Annotated in this window: 20 protein-coding genes, 2 tRNA genes and 1 pseudogene; 20 read left to right on the forward strand and 3 right to left on the reverse strand. The window is 60.2% G+C overall.

All coding sequences use genetic code 11. The features are described from left to right. Positions 1-232: 232 nt before the first annotated feature. The 8 genes from APH33_RS19360 (at position 233) to APH33_RS19390 (ending at position 6,795) form a co-directional block, all read left to right on the forward strand. Positions 233-2,470: an AsmA family protein gene (locus APH33_RS19360; RefSeq protein ID WP_054886707.1), complete on the forward strand. Its 2,238-nt coding sequence runs from the start codon at positions 233-235 to the stop codon at positions 2,468-2,470. Then, entirely contained in the window at positions 2,467-3,534 is a 1,068-nt protein-coding gene (gene mutY, locus APH33_RS19365; protein WP_054886708.1) for an A/G-specific adenine glycosylase, read from the forward strand. The genes APH33_RS19360 and mutY overlap by 4 nt, the downstream gene beginning before the upstream one ends. After that, the gene (locus APH33_RS19370; protein WP_027917574.1) at positions 3,531-3,803 is read left to right on the forward strand and encodes an oxidative damage protection protein; all 273 of its coding nucleotides are present in this window, start codon (positions 3,531-3,533) and stop codon (positions 3,801-3,803) included. Before mutY ends, APH33_RS19370 begins: the two co-directional genes overlap by 4 nt. A 90-nt stretch (positions 3,804-3,893) precedes the next feature. Further along, positions 3,894-3,969: transfer RNA gene (locus APH33_RS19375), tRNA-Phe, on the forward strand. Between the two features lie 213 nt (positions 3,970-4,182). Next, on the forward strand, positions 4,183-4,914 hold the full coding sequence (locus APH33_RS19380) for a zeta toxin family protein (RefSeq protein WP_054886709.1): 732 nt from the start codon (positions 4,183-4,185) through the stop codon (positions 4,912-4,914). After that, entirely contained in the window at positions 4,911-5,075 is a 165-nt protein-coding gene (locus tag APH33_RS27475) for a hypothetical protein (RefSeq protein ID WP_177332426.1), read from the forward strand. The genes APH33_RS19380 and APH33_RS27475 overlap by 4 nt, the downstream gene beginning before the upstream one ends. A 228-nt stretch (positions 5,076-5,303) precedes the next feature. Continuing rightward, on the forward strand, positions 5,304-6,293 hold the full coding sequence (ppk2, locus tag APH33_RS19385; RefSeq protein ID WP_054886710.1) for a polyphosphate kinase 2: 990 nt from the start codon (positions 5,304-5,306) through the stop codon (positions 6,291-6,293). Positions 6,294-6,351: 58 nt separating this feature from the next. Next, positions 6,352-6,795 carry a hypothetical protein gene (locus APH33_RS19390; protein ID WP_054886711.1) on the forward strand — a complete coding sequence of 148 codons (444 nt, stop codon included), beginning with the start codon at positions 6,352-6,354 and terminating at the stop codon, positions 6,793-6,795. A gap of 178 nt (positions 6,796-6,973) precedes the next feature. Here the strand turns inward: APH33_RS19390 and gabP are convergent, their stop codons facing one another. Then, entirely contained in the window at positions 6,974-8,359 is a 1,386-nt protein-coding gene (gene gabP, locus APH33_RS19395) for a GABA permease (protein WP_054886712.1), read from the reverse strand. 632 nt (positions 8,360-8,991) lie between these two features. Here gabP and APH33_RS19400 point away from each other — a divergent pair. From APH33_RS19400 to APH33_RS27765, 12 genes and pseudogenes are all read left to right on the forward strand, one after another. Further along, positions 8,992-9,765: an ABC transporter ATP-binding protein gene (locus APH33_RS19400; protein WP_054886713.1), complete on the forward strand. Its 774-nt coding sequence runs from the start codon at positions 8,992-8,994 to the stop codon at positions 9,763-9,765. A gap of 11 nt (positions 9,766-9,776) precedes the next feature. Further along, entirely contained in the window at positions 9,777-10,529 is a 753-nt protein-coding gene (locus APH33_RS19405) for an ABC transporter substrate-binding protein (RefSeq protein ID WP_054886714.1), read from the forward strand. A gap of 53 nt (positions 10,530-10,582) precedes the next feature. Continuing rightward, positions 10,583-11,275: an ABC transporter permease gene (locus APH33_RS19410; RefSeq protein ID WP_054886715.1), complete on the forward strand. Its 693-nt coding sequence runs from the start codon at positions 10,583-10,585 to the stop codon at positions 11,273-11,275. Then, positions 11,275-11,964: an ABC transporter permease gene (locus APH33_RS19415; protein WP_054886716.1), complete on the forward strand. Its 690-nt coding sequence runs from the start codon at positions 11,275-11,277 to the stop codon at positions 11,962-11,964. Before APH33_RS19410 ends, APH33_RS19415 begins: the two co-directional genes overlap by 1 nt. A 137-nt stretch (positions 11,965-12,101) precedes the next feature. Then, complete coding sequence (locus APH33_RS19420; protein ID WP_054886717.1) at positions 12,102-13,307, forward strand: methyltransferase; 1,206 nt, start codon at positions 12,102-12,104, stop codon at positions 13,305-13,307. Between the two features lie 531 nt (positions 13,308-13,838). Continuing rightward, on the forward strand, positions 13,839-14,282 hold the full coding sequence (locus tag APH33_RS19425) for a DUF2975 domain-containing protein (protein WP_054886718.1): 444 nt from the start codon (positions 13,839-13,841) through the stop codon (positions 14,280-14,282). Further along, positions 14,275-14,700, forward strand: a complete 426-nt coding sequence (locus tag APH33_RS19430; RefSeq protein WP_054886719.1) for a hypothetical protein — start codon at positions 14,275-14,277, stop codon at positions 14,698-14,700. The genes APH33_RS19425 and APH33_RS19430 overlap by 8 nt, the downstream gene beginning before the upstream one ends. A gap of 394 nt (positions 14,701-15,094) precedes the next feature. After that, complete coding sequence (locus tag APH33_RS19435) at positions 15,095-15,301, forward strand: helix-turn-helix transcriptional regulator (protein WP_054886720.1); 207 nt, start codon at positions 15,095-15,097, stop codon at positions 15,299-15,301. Positions 15,302-15,441: 140 nt separating this feature from the next. Beyond that, positions 15,442-15,633 (forward strand): hypothetical protein, encoded by a 192-nt coding sequence (locus tag APH33_RS19440; protein WP_249342260.1) that lies wholly within the window; start codon positions 15,442-15,444, stop codon positions 15,631-15,633. 97 nt (positions 15,634-15,730) lie between these two features. Continuing rightward, positions 15,731-15,806, forward strand: a tRNA-Thr gene (locus APH33_RS19445). 163 nt (positions 15,807-15,969) lie between these two features. Continuing rightward, on the forward strand, positions 15,970-17,289 hold the full coding sequence (locus APH33_RS19450; protein ID WP_054886722.1) for an integrase arm-type DNA-binding domain-containing protein: 1,320 nt from the start codon (positions 15,970-15,972) through the stop codon (positions 17,287-17,289). A 930-nt stretch (positions 17,290-18,219) separates the two neighbouring features. After that, positions 18,220-18,315, forward strand: a pseudogene (locus tag APH33_RS27765) (integrase); the annotation flags it as partial. A gap of 126 nt (positions 18,316-18,441) precedes the next feature. Here the strand turns inward: APH33_RS27765 and APH33_RS19455 are convergent. Both APH33_RS19455 and APH33_RS19460 read right to left on the reverse strand, forming a co-directional pair. Next, positions 18,442-19,155: a hypothetical protein gene (locus tag APH33_RS19455; RefSeq protein WP_156351996.1), complete on the reverse strand. Its 714-nt coding sequence runs from the start codon at positions 19,153-19,155 to the stop codon at positions 18,442-18,444. A 237-nt stretch (positions 19,156-19,392) separates the two neighbouring features. Beyond that, positions 19,393-19,932: hypothetical protein (locus APH33_RS19460; RefSeq protein WP_218187134.1), on the reverse strand; the 540-nt coding region annotated here is incomplete at its 5' end.

Here is a 19,932-nt window from a genome sequence, read left to right on the forward strand (position 1 = left end):
CGGGCTCGCCCGCTGCCACAGGTACTGCACAGGTCTCAAAACCTGTGATGAACCTGTGGGAGCGGGCAAACCCGCGAAGAATCCAGCACAGAAGGAACTGCCGAAACCACAACTGTCGAACCCCAAAATCATCAGATTCGCCCTGCATCGCTAGTCGAATACGCAGAGCCCACCCCTGCGGCGCTATACTCAGCCGTTCGGAATTCACACTACGGACTACAAGGACTCGCCCATGAAAGCGTTCGGCAAAATCCTGGGACTGGGGCTTCTCGGGTTGCTGCTGATCATCGTGGCGCTGGGCTTCGCCCTGACCCACCTCTTCGATCCCAACGACTACAAAGACGAGATCCGCCAACTGGCGCGGGACAAGGCGCACGTCGAGCTGACCCTCAACGGCGACATCGGCTGGAGCCTGTTCCCCTGGCTGGGCCTGGAGCTGCACGAAGCCAGTATCGCGACGCTGGCCAACCCCAAGGAGCCGTTCGCCGACCTGCAGATGCTCGGCCTCTCCGTGCGCGTGCTGCCACTGCTGCGCCGCGAAGTGCAGATGAGCGATGTACGCGTCGAGGGTCTCAACCTGACCTTGGTACGCGACGAAAACGGCCACGGCAACTGGGAGGACATCGGCAAGCCGCTACCGGCCACCACCGATGGCACTGCCAGTGCGCCGGCCCCGGCACCTGCCGAGCAACCGGCGAAGCCTGCTGAAAGCAGCAGTGAGCGCGCGGTGAAGCTCGACATCGACAGCCTGACCGTGAACAACGCCCGGGTTTACTACACCGATGCCAAGAGCGGCCAGAGCTACAGCGCCGAAAGCATCCAGCTGAGCACCGGCCCGGTCCACGAGGGCACCAATATCGCCCTTAAAGCCAGCGCCTTCCTCGGCGCCAGCCAGCCGGCCATCAAGGCCCGCACCGAGCTTGCCGGCGAGCTGCGCTTCGATCGCAAGCTCAAGCGCTACAACTTCGAAGACCTGCGCCTGACCGGCGAAACCTCCGGCGAACCTACCGCTGGCAAGACCGTTACCTTTGGCGCCCAGGGCCAGCTGTTGGTCGACATGGGTGCCAACGTGGCCTCCTGGAGCGGCCTGAAAGTCTCGGCGAACCAGCTGCGCGCCCTCGGCGAACTGAACCTGCGCGACCTGGACAAGGCCCCGCAACTGAGCGGCGGCCTGTCCATCGCCCAGTTCAACCTGCGCACCTTCCTCGACGGCATCGGCCATCCGCTGCCGGCCACCAACGACCCGGCAGCCTTCGGCAAGCTGGAGCTGGTGACCCGCCTGCAAGGCACGCCGTCCAGCCTGACCCTGGCCGACCTGGCTGTGAAACTGGACGACACCACCTTCACTGGCCGCGTGGCCATCGATGACTTCGCCAAGCAGGCCCTGCGCCTGCAGCTCAAAGGCGACAGGTTCGATGCCGATCGCTACCTGCTGGCCAAGAGCGAGCAAGCCAAAGGCGCCACTGCAGCACGCCAGGCGGAGGTCCAGCAGCAGGAAGCCAGCGCAGTAGCCGGTGCCGGCAGCTCGCCACTGCCCAATGCCCCGACCCAGGTAGCCTGGAGCGACGACAAGCTGTTGCCGGTAGACCGCCTGCGCGTGCTCGACCTGCAAGCTGACCTGGCCTTCGGTGCGCTGACCCTGGACAAGCTGCCAATCAGCGACGCTCAGTTGCAGGCCACCGCCCAGGGCGGGCTGCTGACCTTGCAAACCCTGCGAGGCGGCCTCTACAACGGCAGCTTCGAAGCCAAGGGCAACGTCGACGTGCGCCCTGCCGTGCCGCAGCTCGGCATCAACACCAGGATCAACCGGGTGCCGGTCGAGCACTTCATCAAAGCTGAAGGCAAGGAACAGACGCCGCCGGTCAAAGGCCTGCTGACCCTGACCAGTGATCTGACGGCCACCGGTAACAGCCAGAAGGCACTGGTCGACACCCTCAATGGCAGCGCAAACTTCACCATCAACGATGGCGTGCTGGTCAATGCCAACCTTGAACAGCAACTATGCCAGGCCATCGCCACCCTTAACCGCAAGACGTTGAGCGGCGAACCACGTGGCAAGGACACTCCGTTCGAAGAGCTACGCGGCAGCCTGGTGATTCGCAATGGCGTGGCCAGCAACCCGGACCTCAAGGCACGCATCCCTGGCCTGACCGTCAACGGCCATGGCGACCTCGACCTGCGCGTGCTGGGCATGGACTACAACGTCGGGGTGATCGTCGAAGGCGATCAGCGCGCCATGCCCGACCCGGCCTGCCAGGTCAACGAACGCTTCGTGGGCGTGGAAGTGCCGCTGCGCTGCCGCGGCCCGCTGGAAATCGGCGCCAAGGCTTGCCGCCTGGACCAGGACGGCCTGGGCAAGGTCGCGGCCAAGCTGGCCGGCAACCGCCTGCAAGACAAGATCGATGAAAAACTCGGAGATAAAGTGAGCCCAGAACTGAAAGACGCGCTCAAGGGGCTGTTCAAGCGATGACCCCCACGCAGTTCTCCAACGCCGTGCTGGACTGGTACGACCAGCACGGTCGCCACGACCTGCCCTGGCAACAGGGCATCAACCCATACCGCGTGTGGGTGTCGGAAATCATGCTGCAGCAGACCCAGGTGAGCACCGTGCTCAACTATTTCGACCGCTTCATGCAGGCCCTGCCAACCGTGCAGGCCCTGGCTGCAGCGCCCGAGGACGAAGTGCTGCACCTGTGGACCGGCCTTGGCTACTACACGCGCGCGCGCAACCTGCAGAAGGCCGCGAAGATCGTGGTCGAACAGCATGGCGGCGAATTTCCGCGTAGCGTCGAGCAGCTTACCGCGCTGCCCGGCATCGGCCGCTCCACTGCCGGTGCCATCGCCAGCATCAGCATGGGCATTCGCGCGCCGATTCTCGATGGCAACGTCAAGCGTGTGCTGGCCCGCTACACCGCCCAGGCCGGCTACCCCGGCGAGCCCAAGGTGGCCAACCAGCTGTGGGCCACAGCCGAGCGCTTCACGCCGCAGCAGCGCGCCAACCACTACACCCAGGCGATGATGGACATGGGCGCGACGCTGTGCACGCGCAGCAAGCCCAGCTGCCTGATCTGCCCGTTGCAGCGCGGCTGCGAAGCGCACCTGCACGGTGAAGAAACCCGCTACCCCGAGCCCAAGCCACGCAAGGCACTGCCGCAACGGCGCACGCTGATGCCGCTGCTGGCCAACCACGAAGGCGCCATTCTGCTTTACCGCCGCCCATCCAGCGGCCTGTGGGGTGGCTTGTGGAGCCTGCCGGAGCTGGACGATCTCGCCCAGCTCGACGACCTTGCCTACCAGCACGGTCTGCGCCTGGCCGAAAGCCGCGCACTGGACGGCCTGACCCATACCTTCAGCCACTTCCAGCTGGCGATCGAGCCGTGGCTGGTACGTGTCGACCCGGTCGGCCAGCACGTGGTCGAGGCCGACTGGCTCTGGTATAACCTCGCCACCCCGCCGCGCCTGGGCCTCGCCGCCCCGGTCAAGAAGCTGCTCAAACGCGCGGCCGACGAACTGATAGCAGGAGAAGCCCGATGACCCGCACCGTGATGTGCCGCAAGTACAAAGAAGAACTCCCAGGCCTGGCCCGCCCGCCCTACCCCGGTGCCAAGGGCCAGGACATCTTCGACCACATCTCGGAGAAAGCCTGGGAAGACTGGAAGAAACACCAGACCATGCTGATCAACGAAAAGCGCCTGAACATGATGAACGGCGAGGACCGCAAGTTCCTCCAGGGCGAGATGGACAAGTTCTTCGCTGGCGAGGAATACGCCCAGGCGGAAGGCTACGTTCCACCCTCCGAATGACCCCATGAAACGTAAGCGACGGAATTAATTTAAAATTTTTTCAAAAAGTCGTTGACGGGCCGTCAGAAAATCTATTTAATTCACCTCGTCGCCCAGATAGCTCAGTCGGTAGAGCAGAGGATTGAAAATCCTCGTGTCGGCGGTTCGACTCCGTCTCTGGGCACCACCTTCAAGCTTCTGGTGGTTGCAAAGTTACCCGAAGCGACACAAGAAACCCGCCTAGTGCGGGTTTTTTGTTGCCTGAAATTTTTCACCCCACCATACCTATCCACCCGAGCACGACCAAGCCGCAACATGTCGTTATGACATGGCGCTGGACTCCACCACTGCTCAGGCCAAGACTTCTCACCCAAGCGGATTGCTCGGGATGGAGAGCCAAATGGTTTTCACAGCAGAAGAGCTGGCCATAAGGGACAGTGCGATAGGGTTTGCCAAAGCCAACAAGAAAGCGATAGCCAGAAGGCTGACCTGCAAAGATCGCTACCCAGCAGAGCAGGAGCCTGTATCGGTTTTCATGTCTGGCTCCCCCGGCGCAGGCAAGACGGAAGCATCCATTGAGCTTCTTAACCTTTTCTCGGATCAGCCAATCCTGCGGATTGATCCTGACGAGCTACGTAATGAGTTTGCCGACTACCAAGGAGGAAACGCCTATCTGTTTCAGGGTGCGGTGTCCATCGTCGTAGACAAGATCCTTGATTTCGCCCTGAAACAGCATCAGTCGTTCTTGCTTGATGGGACGCTGGCCAACCTCGACGTAGCGCGGCGCAACATTGATCGCTCACTTCAGAAAGGGCGCTACGTTCAGATCCTATATGTCTACCAGAACCCCCAGCTTGCGTGGGAGTTCGTGAGAGCGCGAGAGCAAGCCGAAGGGCGACGGATTTTGGTCGACCATTTCGTCGAACAGTATTTCGCTGCTCGTGACGTAGTGAATACCCTTAAGCTAGAGTATGGCAAAGACGTCCACGTTGACTTACTGTTGAAGCATATCGATAACTCAAACCGCCTTTACAAGGCAGGCGTTGACAAAATTGACTATCACATTCCCGAGCGTTACACCCGCGAGCAACTGAAGGCGACGCTTGAAAACCCCCAAAGGAGTGAAGCATGAGCCTCTTGAAGTCCACACCCGAGAAGGTAAAAAGCCCCTTCGCGGAATTCATTCGCAATGCCAAGTCCGACGAGAAGAAACGCGTGTATAACACCGTGCTCGTCGAGGCTACAAAACGCCAGAAAGCAGTGATGCTCGAGGCTGCCTCCAAATCTGCGTGAGATCCCCACTCCTGGCCGCTGGTGTGCTTGAACCACGCGGCCACTTCAAAATCTGGGCAGCCGCACACCTTAACTGTCTTTGGCAATTCCTCCTTATCCTCCCCCTCATCCGCCTTCACTCCCCCACAGCTCATTCTGACCACCTCATTTGACCAGTATCAAAAGACAATCCATCGCTCCCCCTTAGCATGTCAGGCGGACATTCGACCCGACCTCGCAAGGACCTCCATGAGCGAAGAAGCTACCCACCTGCTCCCCGCCCCCGGCGAATCCTCTTCCCCCGCCCCTGCCGCACCTCGCACGCGCCGCCCTCGCCAACGTAAACCTGAACCCTCCATAACGAAGGTCAGCCAGGCCCCGGCCGCGCTGGAAGTGGCCAGCGCACCGAAGGGCAGCGATGAAGACAGCACCTCGGTGCGGCTGCCAGCCAGCTATCCGTACCGCACGCGCCTGCGCCGCCAGGAATACGAGAAGGCCAAGCATGCGCTGCAGATCGAACTACTGAAGGTCCAGAGCTGGGTCAAGGAAACCGGCCAGCGCGTGGTCATTCTGTTCGAGGGGCGTGACGCAGCGGGCAAAGGTGGCACGATCAAACGCTTCATGGAGCACCTCAACCCGCGAGGCGCCCGGATCGTCGCGCTGGAGAAGCCTTCCGAGCAGGAACTGGGGCAGTGGTACTTCCAGCGTTACATCCAGCACCTGCCCACGGCGGGTGAAATGGTCTTCTTCGACCGCTCCTGGTACAACCGCGCCGGGGTCGAGAAGGTAATGGGCTTCTGCTCGCCGGTGCAGTATCTGGAGTTCATGCGCCAGGCGCCGGACCTGGAGCGAATGCTGTGCAACAGCGGCATCCTGCTGTTCAAGTACTGGTTCTCGGTGAACCGCGAAGAGCAGCTGCGTCGCTTCATCTCGCGCCGGGACGACCCGCTCAAGCACTGGAAGCTGTCGCCCATCGACATCAAGTCGCTGGACAAGTGGGAAGACTACACCGCAGCCAAGGAGGCGATGTTCTTCCATACCGATACCGCCGATGCACCGTGGACGGTGATCAAGTCGGACGACAAGAAACGCGCACGGATCAACTGTATCCGGCACTTCCTGCATTCGCTGGATTATCCGGGGAAGGATCACCGCGTGGCTCATGCGCCCGATGAGCTGTTGGTCGGCCGCGCATCGCGCGGTTTCGAGGGAGACGAGCCGACAGCGCCCACCAGTTGAATCACCCCGGCCGCTGCGCTTCAATACGCGCAATTTCCGGACACCCAAGGATTCACCCATGGCCACCCCAACCAAGCAACAGAAACGCGCCAAGCGCGCCGCCAGCAAAGCCAAGCAGAACCGCATGGTGCGCAGCGGCCAGGCGGTCAAGGCCAGTGCCGGTGACAGCGCGAGCATCGAGCAGGTGTTCAACAAGGCCATGGAGACCGACAGCTACAAAGAGCTGTTCGCGAAGATGAAAGCCGCCCAGGAAACCAGCCTGGTAGCAATGATCTCGGTGTTCCTGGTCGACCCGCTGCTGGCCCTGGTACTCAAGGGCCACAAGGAAGAGCACGCCACCGACTACATCGTGCTGGTGTTCAACGCCTACCGCACCTGGCTCGACGGCGCCGACGAAGACACCACCATGGCCTGGCTGGAGAGTGACGAGTTCCAGGAAGCCTATATCGCCGCTTCCGAACTGGTGGCCAAGCAGCAGCAACAACAGAAGCAGTTTGGCTGATCGGGCTTGGTAACCTGTTCCCCCTCTTCGCGGGCACGCCCGCTCCCACAGGAGCACCACAGGTTTCGAAAGCGGTGCATTACCTGTGAGCGGGCGTGCCCGCGAAAGGGCCGGTACAGGCAATAAAAAAGGCCGCACCCTGCAGAGGATGCGGCCTTTTCATTTCAAGCAGCGCGGATCAGTTATCCAGCGCCACCCGCCCGGCAGCTTCACGCTTGCGGTGCACCAGCAAGCCCGCCGCCACCACGCCAATGCTCAACAGCGCAGTCGCGATGATCTCGGCACGGTGGTCCTCACGCAGCGCCATCACCGCCAGCACGGCAACGATGAAGGCGATGGTCGCCCAGGTCAGGCCCGGGAACAGCCACATCTTGAAGGCAATCTTCTCGCCACGTGCCTCACGCTGGCTGCGCATGCGCAGTTGCGACACGGCAATCACCAGGTACACCAGCAGCGCGATGGCGCCAGAGCTGGCCAGCAGGAACTCGAACACCTGGGCCGGGGCCACGTAGTTGGCGAACACGCAGAGGAACGCGGCAGCGGTCGACAGCAGCACGGCCACATGCGGGGTAGCCGCCTTGGTGGTGCGCTGGGCGATGGCCGGGGCGTCGCCACGCTTGCTCAGCGAGAACAGCATGCGCGACGAGGTGTACAGCGCCGAGTTCAGGCAGCTGGTCACGGCGACCAGTACGACGATGTCGACGATCAGCTTGGCGTTCGGCACACCGATGCGGCTCAGCACGGTCTGGTAGGAACCGACTTCTGCCAGGGCCGGGTCGTTCCACGGTACCAGCGCAACAACGAGGAAGATCGACACCAGGTAGAACAGGCAGATACGCCAGATCACCGAGTTGGTAGCGCGGCTGATCTGCTTGCCCGGGTCTTTCGATTCGGCTGCAGCGATGGTGACGATTTCGGTACCCATGAACGAGAACATGGTGGTCAGCATGGCCGCCAGCACCGCGCCCAGGCCGTTAGGCATGAAGCCCTGGGTATCGAACAGGTGCGAAGCGCCGCTCACCTGGCTGCTTGGCACGAAGCCAAACATGGCGATGCAGCCAACGACGATGAAGCCGATGATCGCCAGTACCTTGAGCAGGGCGAACCAGAACTCGAACTCACCGTAGTTCTTCACGCTGCACAGGTTGGTCAGGGTCAGCGCCAAGGTAATAAGAAGCGAGAAGGCCCACAGGTCCACCGACGGGAACCAGGCGTGAAGAATGGCCGCAGCGGCGTTGGCTTCCAGCGGAATCACCAGCACCCAGAACCACCAGTACAACCAGCCGATGGTGAAACCGGCCCAGCGGCCAATGGCGCGGTCGGCATAAGTAGAGAACGAACCGGTATCCGGCGAGGCAATCGCCATTTCACCGAGCATGCGCATTACCAGTACGACCAAGGTACCCGCGGCGGCATAGGCCAGCAGTACGGCCGGGCCGGCCGCTGCGATAGCGTGGCCGGAACCCACGAACAGACCGGCGCCGATAACGCCAGCAATGGACAGCATGGTGACATGCCGTTGTTTGAGCCCCTGAGCGAGGTCATTGGAATTGTTACCGCTCATTGAAACTACCTTTGTAAGGAGTGGACCACTCCGATTGCGTTAACAGAGCGTACCTGGGGTTGACCTAGGCATCGCTGCAATCGGCGGTTTCCTACTGGCAATAACCGCGCCATGTGCGCAAAACGTTCGTCAGGTGGATGTGCCAGCCTATCAAATACGCGGCTTGCAGGGCATTCGGCCAATCTTTGACCGAAAGGACGCCAAATCTCCATGCCAAGTCTGGATTACGGAAATACCCACTTACAATCGCACCAAAGGTGCTCCCCGGTAACACCTTTGCACCAGTGCAATGCACAAAAGTGCAACCAGAAGGTACAACCCTCCCCACCAACTTCAACAGGCTACGGTCGCACCCGCAGCAACGGGCCAGACCCGCGAATGGTCTAAAAGCGCTTCCCAGTGCCGGCCAAAACTGGCACCATCGCGCCTTTTTTCATCAAGGCTACGGCGCTGGGCGAGACCCTTTGCGGACATCTGCGCGACGTTGCACTGCAACGATGCGACAAACTGCCCCGGCAACGCCTTGAGCCCCCTGCGACCCTGTTGGCCGTCTATTGCCGCTATGCTAGCGTGGCGCTCGCCAGGAAGGCCGCCAACAGCTGGGAACGCACCCGATCACATGAGGACCGCACATGGCCCAGGCCACGCCCGCGCTGGAAATCCGCAATCTGCACAAACGCTACGGCGAGCAGGAAATTCTCAAGGGCATTTCGCTGACCGCGCGCGACGGTGACGTGATCTCCATCCTGGGGTCGTCCGGCTCCGGCAAGTCCACCCTGCTGCGCTGCATCAACCTGTTGGAAAACCCCCACCAGGGTGAAATCCTCGTCGCCGGCGAGAGCCTCAAGCTCAAGGCCGCAAAGAACGGTGACCTGATCGCCGCCGACAATCGCCAGATCAACCGCCTGCGCAGCGAGATCGGCTTCGTCTTCCAGAACTTCAACCTGTGGCCGCACATGTCGATCCTCGACAACATCATCGAAGCGCCGCGTCGCGTGCTCGGCCAGAGCAAGGCCGAAGCCATCGAAGCCGCCGAAGCGCTGTTGAACAAGGTCGGCATCCACGACAAGCGCCACAGCTACCCCGCCCAACTTTCCGGTGGCCAGCAACAACGCGCTGCCATCGCCCGCACCCTGGCCATGAAGCCCAAGGTCATCCTGTTCGACGAGCCGACCTCGGCGCTCGATCCGGAAATGGTCCAGGAAGTGCTTAACGTTATCCGCGCACTGGCCGAAGAAGGCCGTACCATGCTGCTGGTGACGCACGAGATGAACTTTGCCCGCCAGGTGTCCAGTGAAGTCGTCTTCCTGCACCAGGGCCTGGTTGAAGAGCAAGGATCGCCGCAGCAGGTCTTCGAGAACCCGACCTCGGCGCGTTGCAAGCAATTCATGTCCAGCCACCGCTAACGGAGCAATACATGCACATTTACAAGAAGTTCCTCCTGGCAGCCGCTGCCACCCTGGTGATGTCGGCAAACGCCATGGCCGCGGAAAAACTGCGCATGGGTATCGAAGCCGCCTACCCACCGTTCAACAACAAGGATGCCAGCGGTAACGTCGTCGGCTTCGACAAGGAAATCGGCGACGCCCTGTGCGCCAAGATGAAGGTCGAGTGCTCGGTGGTCACCTCCGACTGGGACGGCATCATCCCGGCCCTGAACGCCAAGAAGTTCGACTTCCTGGTGTCGTCGCTGTCGATCACCGACGAGCGCAAGCAGGCCGTCGACTTCACCGACCCGTACTACTCCAACAAGCTGCAGTTCATCGCGCCGAAGAAAGCCGACTTCAAGACCGACAAGGCTTCGCTCAAGGGCAAGACCATCGGCACCCAGCGCGCCACGCTGGCAGGCACCTACCTTGAAGACAACTTCCCGGATGTCAACGTCAAGCTCTACGACACCCAGGAAAACGCCTACCTCGACCTGGTTTCCGGCCGTATCGATGGCATCCTTGCCGACAAGTACGTGCAGTACGAGTGGCTGCAAAGCAAGGACGGCATGGACTACGAGTTCAAGGGCGAACCGGTGATGGACAGCGACAAGATCGGCATTGCCGTGCGCAAGGGTGATACCAAGCTGCGCGACGATCTGAACAAAGCCCTGGCAGAAATCAAGGCTGACGGTACGTACAAGAAGATCAACGACAAGTACTTCCCATTCAGCATCGAATGATCCGCTCCGACCTGCGCGCCCCGGGGCGCGCAGGTCCCTAGAATGACCTGCCCATGAATATCGACCTGCACGGATTCGGTCCGGCCATGATGGCTGGCACCCTGATGACCGTAAAACTGGCGCTCTGCGCCCTGTTGCTGGGGCTGGTCCTGGGCCTGCTCGGCGCCCTGGCCAAGACTTCCACGATCAAGCCGCTCCAATGGCTTGGCGGTTTCTACTCGACCCTGGTGCGCGGCGTGCCCGAGTTGCTCTGGGTTCTGCTCATCTACTTCGGCACCGTCGGCCTGATGAACAGCCTCGGCGAAGCCCTGAACATGCCAGGCCTCGAGCTGAGCGCGTTCGCCGCCGGTGTCATCGCCCTGGGCCTGTGCTTCGGCGCCTATGCCACCGAAGTGTTTCGCGGCGCGATCCTGGCGATTCCCAAGGGCCACCGTGAGGCCGGCCTGGCACTGGGCCTGTCCAAGGGCCGTATCCTGTCGCGGATCATCCTGCCACAGATGTGGCGCATCGCCCTGCCGGGCCTGGGCAACCTGTTCATGATCCTGATGAAGGACACCGCGCTGGTGTCGGTGATCGGCCTGGAAGAAATCATGCGCCACGCGCAGATCGGCGTGACCGTGACCAAGGAGCCGTTCACCTTCTACATGGTCGCCGCCTGTATCTATCTGAGCCTCACGATCATCGCCATGACCGGCATGCACTTCATGGAAAAACGCGCCGCTCGCGGCTTTGCGAGGGCTGAATAATGAATTGGGAAGTCATCATCAAGTGGCTGCCGCGCCTGGCCCAGGGCGCGACCCTGACCCTGGAGCTGGTGGCCATCGCCGTGGTTGCCGGGCTGATCCTGGCCATCCCGCTGGGCATCGCCCGCTCCTCGCGCCACTGGTACGTGCGCGCCGTGCCGTTCAGCTACATCTTCTTCTTCCGCGGCACGCCGCTGCTGGTGCAGCTGTTCCTGGTGTACTACGGCCTGGCGCAGTTCGACGCAGTGCGCTCGAGCAGCCTGTGGCCGTACCTGCGCGATCCGTTCTGGTGCACGGTGCTGACCATGACCCTGCACACCGCCGCCTACATCGCCGAGATTCTGCGCGGTGCGCTGCAGTCGATCCCCAAGGGTGAAATCGAAGCCGCACGGGCACTAGGCATGTCGCGGGGCAAGACGCTGTTCTACATCATGCTGCCACGAGCCTCGCGCATCGGCCTGCCGGCCTACAGCAACGAAGTGATCCTGATGCTCAAGGCCAGTGCCCTGGCCAGTACCGTGACCCTGCTGGAACTGACCGGCATGGCCCGTACCATCATTGCCCGGACCTACCTGCCGGTAGAGATCTTCTTCGCTGCCGGGGTGTTCTACCTGGTGATCTCGTTCGTGCTGGTGCAAGGCTTCAAACTGCTGGAGCGCTGGTTGCGCGTGGACGCCTGCCAGGGTCGTTGAAACTCTCACTGCCGTCTTCGCGGGCACGCCCGCTCCCACAGGTACTGCGCCATTCTTGAGGTTGGCGCTATACCTGTGGGAGCGGGCGTGCCCGCGAAGAGGCCCTCAAAACCACCACACACCTCAAGCCCCGCCCCATGTCCACCTACCTCCACAGCCACCACCTGAACGACCGCTTCCAGGCCCTCGACCAGTTCCTGACCGAGCACCAACCGCTGTGGAAACCCCGGCCCTTCACCGCCCTGCACCTGGACTGGGAAAGCAAATACCCCGAACTCGCCGCCCACCTGCGCCAGTGCACCCTGGCCGACGCCGAAGCCGACACCAACCCACAAGGCCTGCCCGCCCCATTCCCGCAACTGGCGGCGCAAGCCGAGCAACTGTCGGCCCTAGGCGAGCTCCCCGACACCGGCCTGCCCACCGCCGGCCACCGCCTGGACGTCAACGTCCCCGGCCGTAAATGGCAGCAGATCGAAGCCTTCAGCCGCCGCTTGGGCTTTCGCGAACACACCCGTCACTGGCTCGACTGGTGCTCCGGCAAAGGCCACCTCGGCCGCCGCCTGCTGCAACCCGGCCAGCAGCTGACATGCCTGGAATACAATCCCGAGCTGGTGGCCGCCGGCCAGACCCTGAGCGACCACCATCACCTGCCCGCGACCCACGTCCACCAGGATGTGATGGCTGCCAGCAGCACCCAGCACCTGAACCACGAGAAAAGCGTGGTCGCCCTGCACGCCTGTGGCGAACTGCACGTGCACCTGCTGCGCCAGGCCAGCCAGTACGGCTGCCGCCACCTGGCCGTTGCCCCTTGCTGCTACAACCGCATCCCCGGCGAGCACTATCAGCCGTTATCCACAGCCGCGCAGAAATCCCCACTACAGCTGAGCATGATCGACCTGGGCCTGCCGCTGAACGAAGCCGTAACCGCCAGCGCCCGCGTGCGCCATCAACGCGACTGCTCCATGGCCCGGCGCCTGGGCTTCGACCTGCTGCAGCGCGAACAGCGCCAGTGCGATGAATACCTGCCCACCCCTTCCCTGCCAGTCGCCTGGCTGGACAAGCCTTTCGAGCAGTATTGCCGTGAGCTGGCCGACCTGCGCGGTGTGGCGTTACGCGGTAAGCCGGACTGGGCCGCGCTGGAGGCCGCCGGCTGGCAGCGCCTGGCCGAGGTGCGCAACCTCGAACGCCTGCGCAACCTGTTCCGCCGCCCGCTGGAACTGTGGCTGGTGCTCGATCGCGCCCTGTTCCTCGAAGAACAGGGCTACGACGTGCGTTTGGGCACTTTCTGCGATTACCCGCTCACCCCACGCAACCTGCTGCTGCTGGCCGAGCGCGCCCCTTAACCGCAGCACAACCTGTGGATAAGTCTGTGAACAAGCTTGTGATGAATGGATGCAGCCAGGCGCTATTTCAAGCGCCTGGCTTATTCCGGCATCTGCCTCAAGCCCAGCAAAAACAGGTGTTTGCGCAAAGACCGGCGGTATGGGGAAGCGGCATGCCTTTCGCGCAAGGAAAAAATGCCTGTTGTGCATAAACAAAAATTCGACTAGGCACGAGCGGCCCCTGGGTCTGCCGCGCCGATGGCTGCGTGTAGCCTGCTGGCTGACGTGATGCCCCATCGGCAGTGGATAAAGCACAGCAAAAAACGAGCCCCATGAAAAAAACCGAAACACAGAAATTTATTATCTAATTACGATAATGATGTTAAATGCGCGCTCTACCTAATCACGGACGCGCGCCACATGACTTCGACCATTCAACCATCCGAAACTCCCCGCCCCTTGATAGCAATCTGCGCTATATCCCTTGCCTGGGTGGTAGCTGCTATCGAACTTGCCACCCCAGGGCTGCTTTGGGGCCTTGAGTACCCTGCCATGCTGGACGCCCTTCTCGCCGATAACGCTGCAAGCATGCCAATGCTTGGCGTCACCCACTACATGCCATCAAAACTGGTCATGGTTACAGTAATCGGGCTCGATTGTCTGATCGCCCTGACTGCTGCAGCGCCACTGTTCTTCACCGGCCTGCTGTTCAAAAACCTGCAGCCCTCCCACGCCTGGACCGACCTGAACATCCGCTGGCTGCGGAGCATCGGCATCCTCTGCCTGTGCATGCCGCTGATCAAATCGCTGGCTGGTTTGCTGCAGAGTCTGGCCTTGAGCTGGGACCTGCCATCCGGTAACGGCGGGGCCAACCTGGGCCTGGACCTCTCTTCCGCAGCTTTGTCGCAGATCGCCATGGGGCTGCTGTTGTGCGCCTTCGCATCGGTAATGCGCAATGCCAAGTCCATCCAGGACGAGAACAAGTGTTATGTCTGAAACCCTGCGCCAAGTCTGGGCAAAGCCGACACGTCTTGCCGGCCGGCTCAGCACGGTCATGCTTTTTTTTGTCTTGATCGCAGGCTGTGGCCCTGGGTACTCGTACCGCTACGTTGCACCCGCCAGCGAAGCCGGGCTGGCCTGCGTGCGGGCATGCTCGACCGAACTCAAGCACTGCAAACAGCTGTCTGCCGAGCAGGCGCGCAGCGAGCGAGCCCGCTATGAGTCGGAGCATCGCGCCTATCAATACTGCCGGGCAGGCAGAACCAAGAAAGACGCGCGCTTTTACTGCCCGGCCCCCACACAGTTTTGGGGGGGCGACGCATTCATGAGCGAAGGCTCCAGCTGCAGACAGGGTTTCAACGACTGCTACGTTGGCTGTGGCGGTCAAGTCGAACGCGTAACGAACGCCTATTGATCCGGGGGAACCACCATGAAATGCAAGGAATTCGCCGGCTGCGTTTTTCTCGTTACCCTCAGTGCCTGCTCGACGCCACCGTCCTATCCCGAAAGGGAGGAACCCTGGGTGGAAGTGGTCAGGCAAAAACCGGCAGCGCATCGGAAGCCGTGCAAACGAAGGGGATGTGACAACCATCGGCTGATCTTCGACCCTGGCCGGCCCGAACCCGATGGCCGTGCCATGCATCGTGACTGGTAAGCAAAGCAAGCTTGACGACCGACGCGTCCATCGCCCGTGGATAGGTGTATCATCCGCATCCGCCTGCGAAAAATCTGACCCCCAAACCAGAGCACCCTTACAAGTGCCCTGTACCGGATAGTGAGCACTGGACGCCCCACATGAATCACTGCATATGCCGATAGTTATCCGCCTGGATGTTGTCATGGCCAGGAACAAGATCCGTTCCAAAGATCTGGCGGAAATCATTGGCATTACCGAGGCTAACCTGTCGCTGCTGAAGAACGGCAAGGTCAAAGGCATCAAGCTGGAAACCTTGGACAGGCTCTGTCGAGCGCTCGCCTGCCAACCGGGCGATTTGTTGGAACACAACGATACCTGACACGGATGAGCGCGTCGTTGCGTGGCGCTCATCCCTTTTAAAACTGCTTTATGAAATCAAGAATGGATTCCTCAAACGTGTCCCACATCACCACCTCCCTCTTCGCCCTTGTGAGTTTGACGGTGACGCTTACCGGCTGCATGAGTGGCCACCAGCCTGCGGAGCACAATGGCCTGGACTGGAACACCCCCGGCATGCAGCTAGGCGGTGATAACGGCCTGCCCTTGCGCGCCGAGAGCCCCTGCCGCAAGCGTGGTTGCGACAACGACAAGCTGTTCTTCAATCCGGGCAAGACCGAGCCAAGCGTCACCACCCTCCACCGCGGCTGGTAAGAAAATATCCTTCACGGCCGGTGACTTAGGCTATTTTTACGCTTTCGCAAGGAAGTGGTTTACAGGCGCCAACCGATCGTTATAATGACGCCCCATTGCCGGTATAGCTCAGATGGTAGAGCAACTGACTTGTAATCAGTAGGTCCCGGGTTCGATTCCTGGTGCCGGCACCATTCAAGGTTCCACAGAAAGCTTTCAAAATCTCTGGAACCCCCGAAAAACCCGCCTTCTGGCGGGTTTTTTCGTTTTGGCGTTCCGTCGGATTCCGGGGGTAGCCAGCGCTAATAAGGGTAGTTTTAAGGATAGAGGTCCGTTTCGATATCGGAGACTACCCTTATGGCCCGCACCACTGCCCCGCTTACAGACACCACCTGTCGCACGGCAAAGCCCAGAGAGCGCGAGTACAAGCTCTTCGACGGCGACGGTCTTTACCTGCTTGTGCAACCCAACGGCCGCAAAGGCTGGCGGCTCAGGTACGTGAAACCGGATGGCCGCGAAGGCCTGACCGCCCTCGGCAGCTATCCGGTGGTCGGGCTAGGCGATGCACGCCGCAAGCGCTTCGAGATCAAGCAGCAGCTCGCTAACGGCATAGATCCCATCCAGTACAAACAACAAACCAAGACTCAGGCCGTGATCAACGGCCGGACCTTCGAAAGCGTTGCGCTCGACTGGCACGCCAGCATGGTGCCCAAGTGGGCGCCCGGCCACGCCAAGACAGTGCTCAGCCGATTGAAAACTCACGTATTCCCTTTGATCGGTGCCAGAGCAATCGTTGAGTTGGACACCCACGACCTCATGCAGCCACTGGAAGCCGTGACGAAGCGCGGCACCATCGACGTGGCGCTCAGGATCAAGAACTACCTGCAAAGCATCATGCGTGAAGCCAAACGGCTGCGGCTGATCACAGCGAACCCGGCTCACGACCTCGATGGCTCGATCAAGACACCACGGGTAACTCACAGACCCGCACTACCCTTATCGCGGCTGCCAGAGTTACTGGCATGCATTGAGGATTACAGAGGTCGCCCGCTCACGCGCCTCACGGTGATGCTGTCGTTGCATGTATTCGTACGCTCCAGTGAACTGCGCTTCGCCCGTTGGAATGAGTTCGACCTCAAGCGCGGAATCTGGGAGATCCCCGACACCCGCTCGGCGCTGGACGGAGTGCCGTTTTCCACAAGAGGTACGAAGATGGCCGGGGATATTCACGTTGTACCCTTATCGCCGCAGGCAGTGGCCTTGCTTGAGCAGATCCACGCGATCACCGGCAAGTTCGAGCTGGTGTTCGCGGGGGATGCCAAGCCGTGGAAACCGATGTCCGAGAACACGGTGAATGCCGCGCTCAGGACGATGGGCTACGACACCAAGGTGGATATCTGCGGCCACGGGTTCCGGGCCATGGCGTGCAGTGCGCTGGTCGAGTCCGGGTTGTGGTCGGAGACGGCTATCGAGCGGCAGATGAGTCACAAGGAACGCAACAACGTACGGGCCGCTTATACCCACAAGGCCGAGTTCCTCGAAGAACGCCGGATGATCATGACCTGGTGGAGCCGGTTTCTGGAGGCTAACCGCGAGGACCATGTAACGCCGCATGAGTTTGCCAAGCAGACGGGCGAGAACGTCACGCGCCTTCGCAGTGCCAAGAGGACCGAGTAACCCGCCGCACCACCACCTCAACTCGCTGTGGAAGTTACCCACAGCACCGCATGAAGCTCCTCCGCGCGGGTCCTTTCAAACGGGGCTGCAAAGCCGCCCCGTTTGAAAGGACCATACCTAAGAAAAAACTGCTGGCACAGCGTACGTCTGTGGAAAACCACTGATGTCCACCGGGGGATAGTTTTATCCACAAGCGCCAAATCCCTGAAATTGCTCTACTTGACGAACATTGTCCACAGGCGTAGACCGGGAGTTGCAAGCGCTGTCGATGACAGCACCCCAGGTGACCCGAACCTTAAAGGTCACGCCGCTCTGGCGGAGGTTCTCCCCAAGGGCGATTCGCATCCGGCAGCTCGCCCGGTCACTACCCATGTGATGGATGCTCTTACACACATAGCGCTCGTGCGCCAGATACACCGTACCTCGCTGCCCTGCAGCAACCTATCCGCTTGGCCGAAATATTGCGCCAACCTGTGCCCGTCTCTTTCTTCTGGAAAGAGACGGGCACTTCTACCACTGCTGCAGCCCTGATCGCACAAGGCTTTGCGGCATTCCCCCTCGTGACAATCGGCGTGACAAACGCCGATGTCACCAGCAACAGCCATGCAGATGATGGTGCCGCAGACCAAGGAATGGACTGCACCTGACTGACAGTCAGGCATGCCCCGATCATCGCATTGCTGCGTTCACCCGGCTCAGGATCTTCAGGCGCTGGTTTCGTCAGCCAGCACTGCCTCCACCCGCCCACCGGTAACGGTGTTAAGGAGGCCAGATCATGAGATGCCCTTGCTCCCGGTTGTAAGGAGCCGCTAGTCCCGCGTAGAGGACATTCCCCACAGGTCGCAGGGGCCTTGATCCCTGATAACACTCAGCATTCTTGGCGGGATGACGTGGGGCGAGGATCGGAGAACGGCAGATGAGGTGATCGACATGGCATTGGTGGGTAGACGCGATGGCCGTAATTTCGGCTACGGCAGGCAATTGAGCTACGCAGGTCCGCAGCCGCTGAAAGACATGTTCGGCGGGCGCGGGCTACTGACATGAGGTTGGGCCATACAGCCGATTTCGGTGATGCTCTAATCGAAACCTTATTTCAACTGGATGGCTGATTTACGGGGTGACCTCTGATGCAATCCGCCGAAGCTCATCGCTTCACCCTCGGAAAGTAGCTGCCACGACGCCGGCGGTCATCCTTTCTTTTAGGTCGTTTGCAAATGCCTTGATCAGTGCAACATCTTGGTCAAGTTGAGAAAATTCGATATTGACGATTTCCCCTGTCATGGAGGCTCCATTGCGATGGACAATGTCATGGCGTCGGTTAATCACCGGTTCCAATGGGCTGATATCAATACCTTTGCCGGCGTCGTCAAACATAAGCCAAAATAGGTTCTTGACTGTTTTCAGATTGTGAAATACATCGTTGGCCAGTCCGTCGATCACGAGGCCAGGTATCCCGCCCGGTGATTCCAAGACCTTCCTCCAGCCTTCTTTTTTGATGGTGGTGATGGGGTCATAGTGCTGGGTAATCCGGGTCACAAATATGTTGTATTGCTTCGCCAAGGCAACGAGCGACTGGCTGATAAAAGCTTCTAGCAGCGTGACTGCGTGCGAATAGGCCATACTCCAAACGATACGCTTGAAGTTGTGGTCGCCGTTGTGTCTCGCGACCGTCATGACATTGTCAAGCTGGATTATTAGCAGGATATAGTCGCCGCAGTGGGGAAAATATTTGGCAAATTCGGCGGACGGCGGAGTCAAACTGCCGTATCCGAAAAAAAGTTCAGAGTAGCTGTCACACTCGCCGTCCCCGATTGTGGATAGGACTTTGTCGCGCTCTTCGCAGAGGTCCATGAGATATTCTTTCATTCCTGACATCGCTGGTGTCCTATAAGCATTGAATGGCAATAATGAATAGCAGCAAAAATTGCGTTCGCTACTTGCGGAAAGTGCATGGGACAATTGATCGGCTCCCCCGCCACCCAGTATGTCACTACGCAGCCGTCATTAGGCGGGTTGCTGCCACACTAGATTCGAGTGCGCACCGGTCAGTAGCTTCTAGCCTGAACTGACACAGCATGATGGGAATTGAATGTTCAGCAGATTTCATGTCTGCTCCGGCACTCCTAGATTGACCCGATCCAGGCTGTTCAGCTCCTCTCGCTTGAGTGCCCATTTTTCCATCAATGCGACCACGGCAGGATCTTCACGAGACTGTAAACTTACATATTTATTGACCAATTCGACTGCCTCTTCGACGCGGTTATTCGTGACGACAGCCAAGCCAATCGTGGTCAGCATTGAGGAGGTGAGGGCTAGGTCTAGAAGCTTATTGAGGTGTGCGGTCTCCATCATACTCTGCTCGTTTTCAGGTTTGGCTTTGCGGTTGGAAACCACACCCATGCCCGATTCGTCAGCGTGGATAAGGTGGCTGCTGATCCCGTAGGAGTGAATAAAATTGGAAAAGATGTCAATTTTGAAATGCGGCTTTACCCATTGATCAAGCTGCTTGATCATTTCGCTGAATGACCACTTCTGCTTCAACGCTTGTCGCTTGGACTTTGGCCAGCGCGATCGGAGGTATTCTTCAGCGTCCGAAGGAAGAATAATCGGATTATCATAAGCCCCCCCTCCGCGCCTAGTCGC

Source organism: Pseudomonas sp. NBRC 111130, assembly GCF_001320485.1.
Classification (GTDB): domain Bacteria; phylum Pseudomonadota; class Gammaproteobacteria; order Pseudomonadales; family Pseudomonadaceae; genus Aquipseudomonas; species Aquipseudomonas vlassakiae.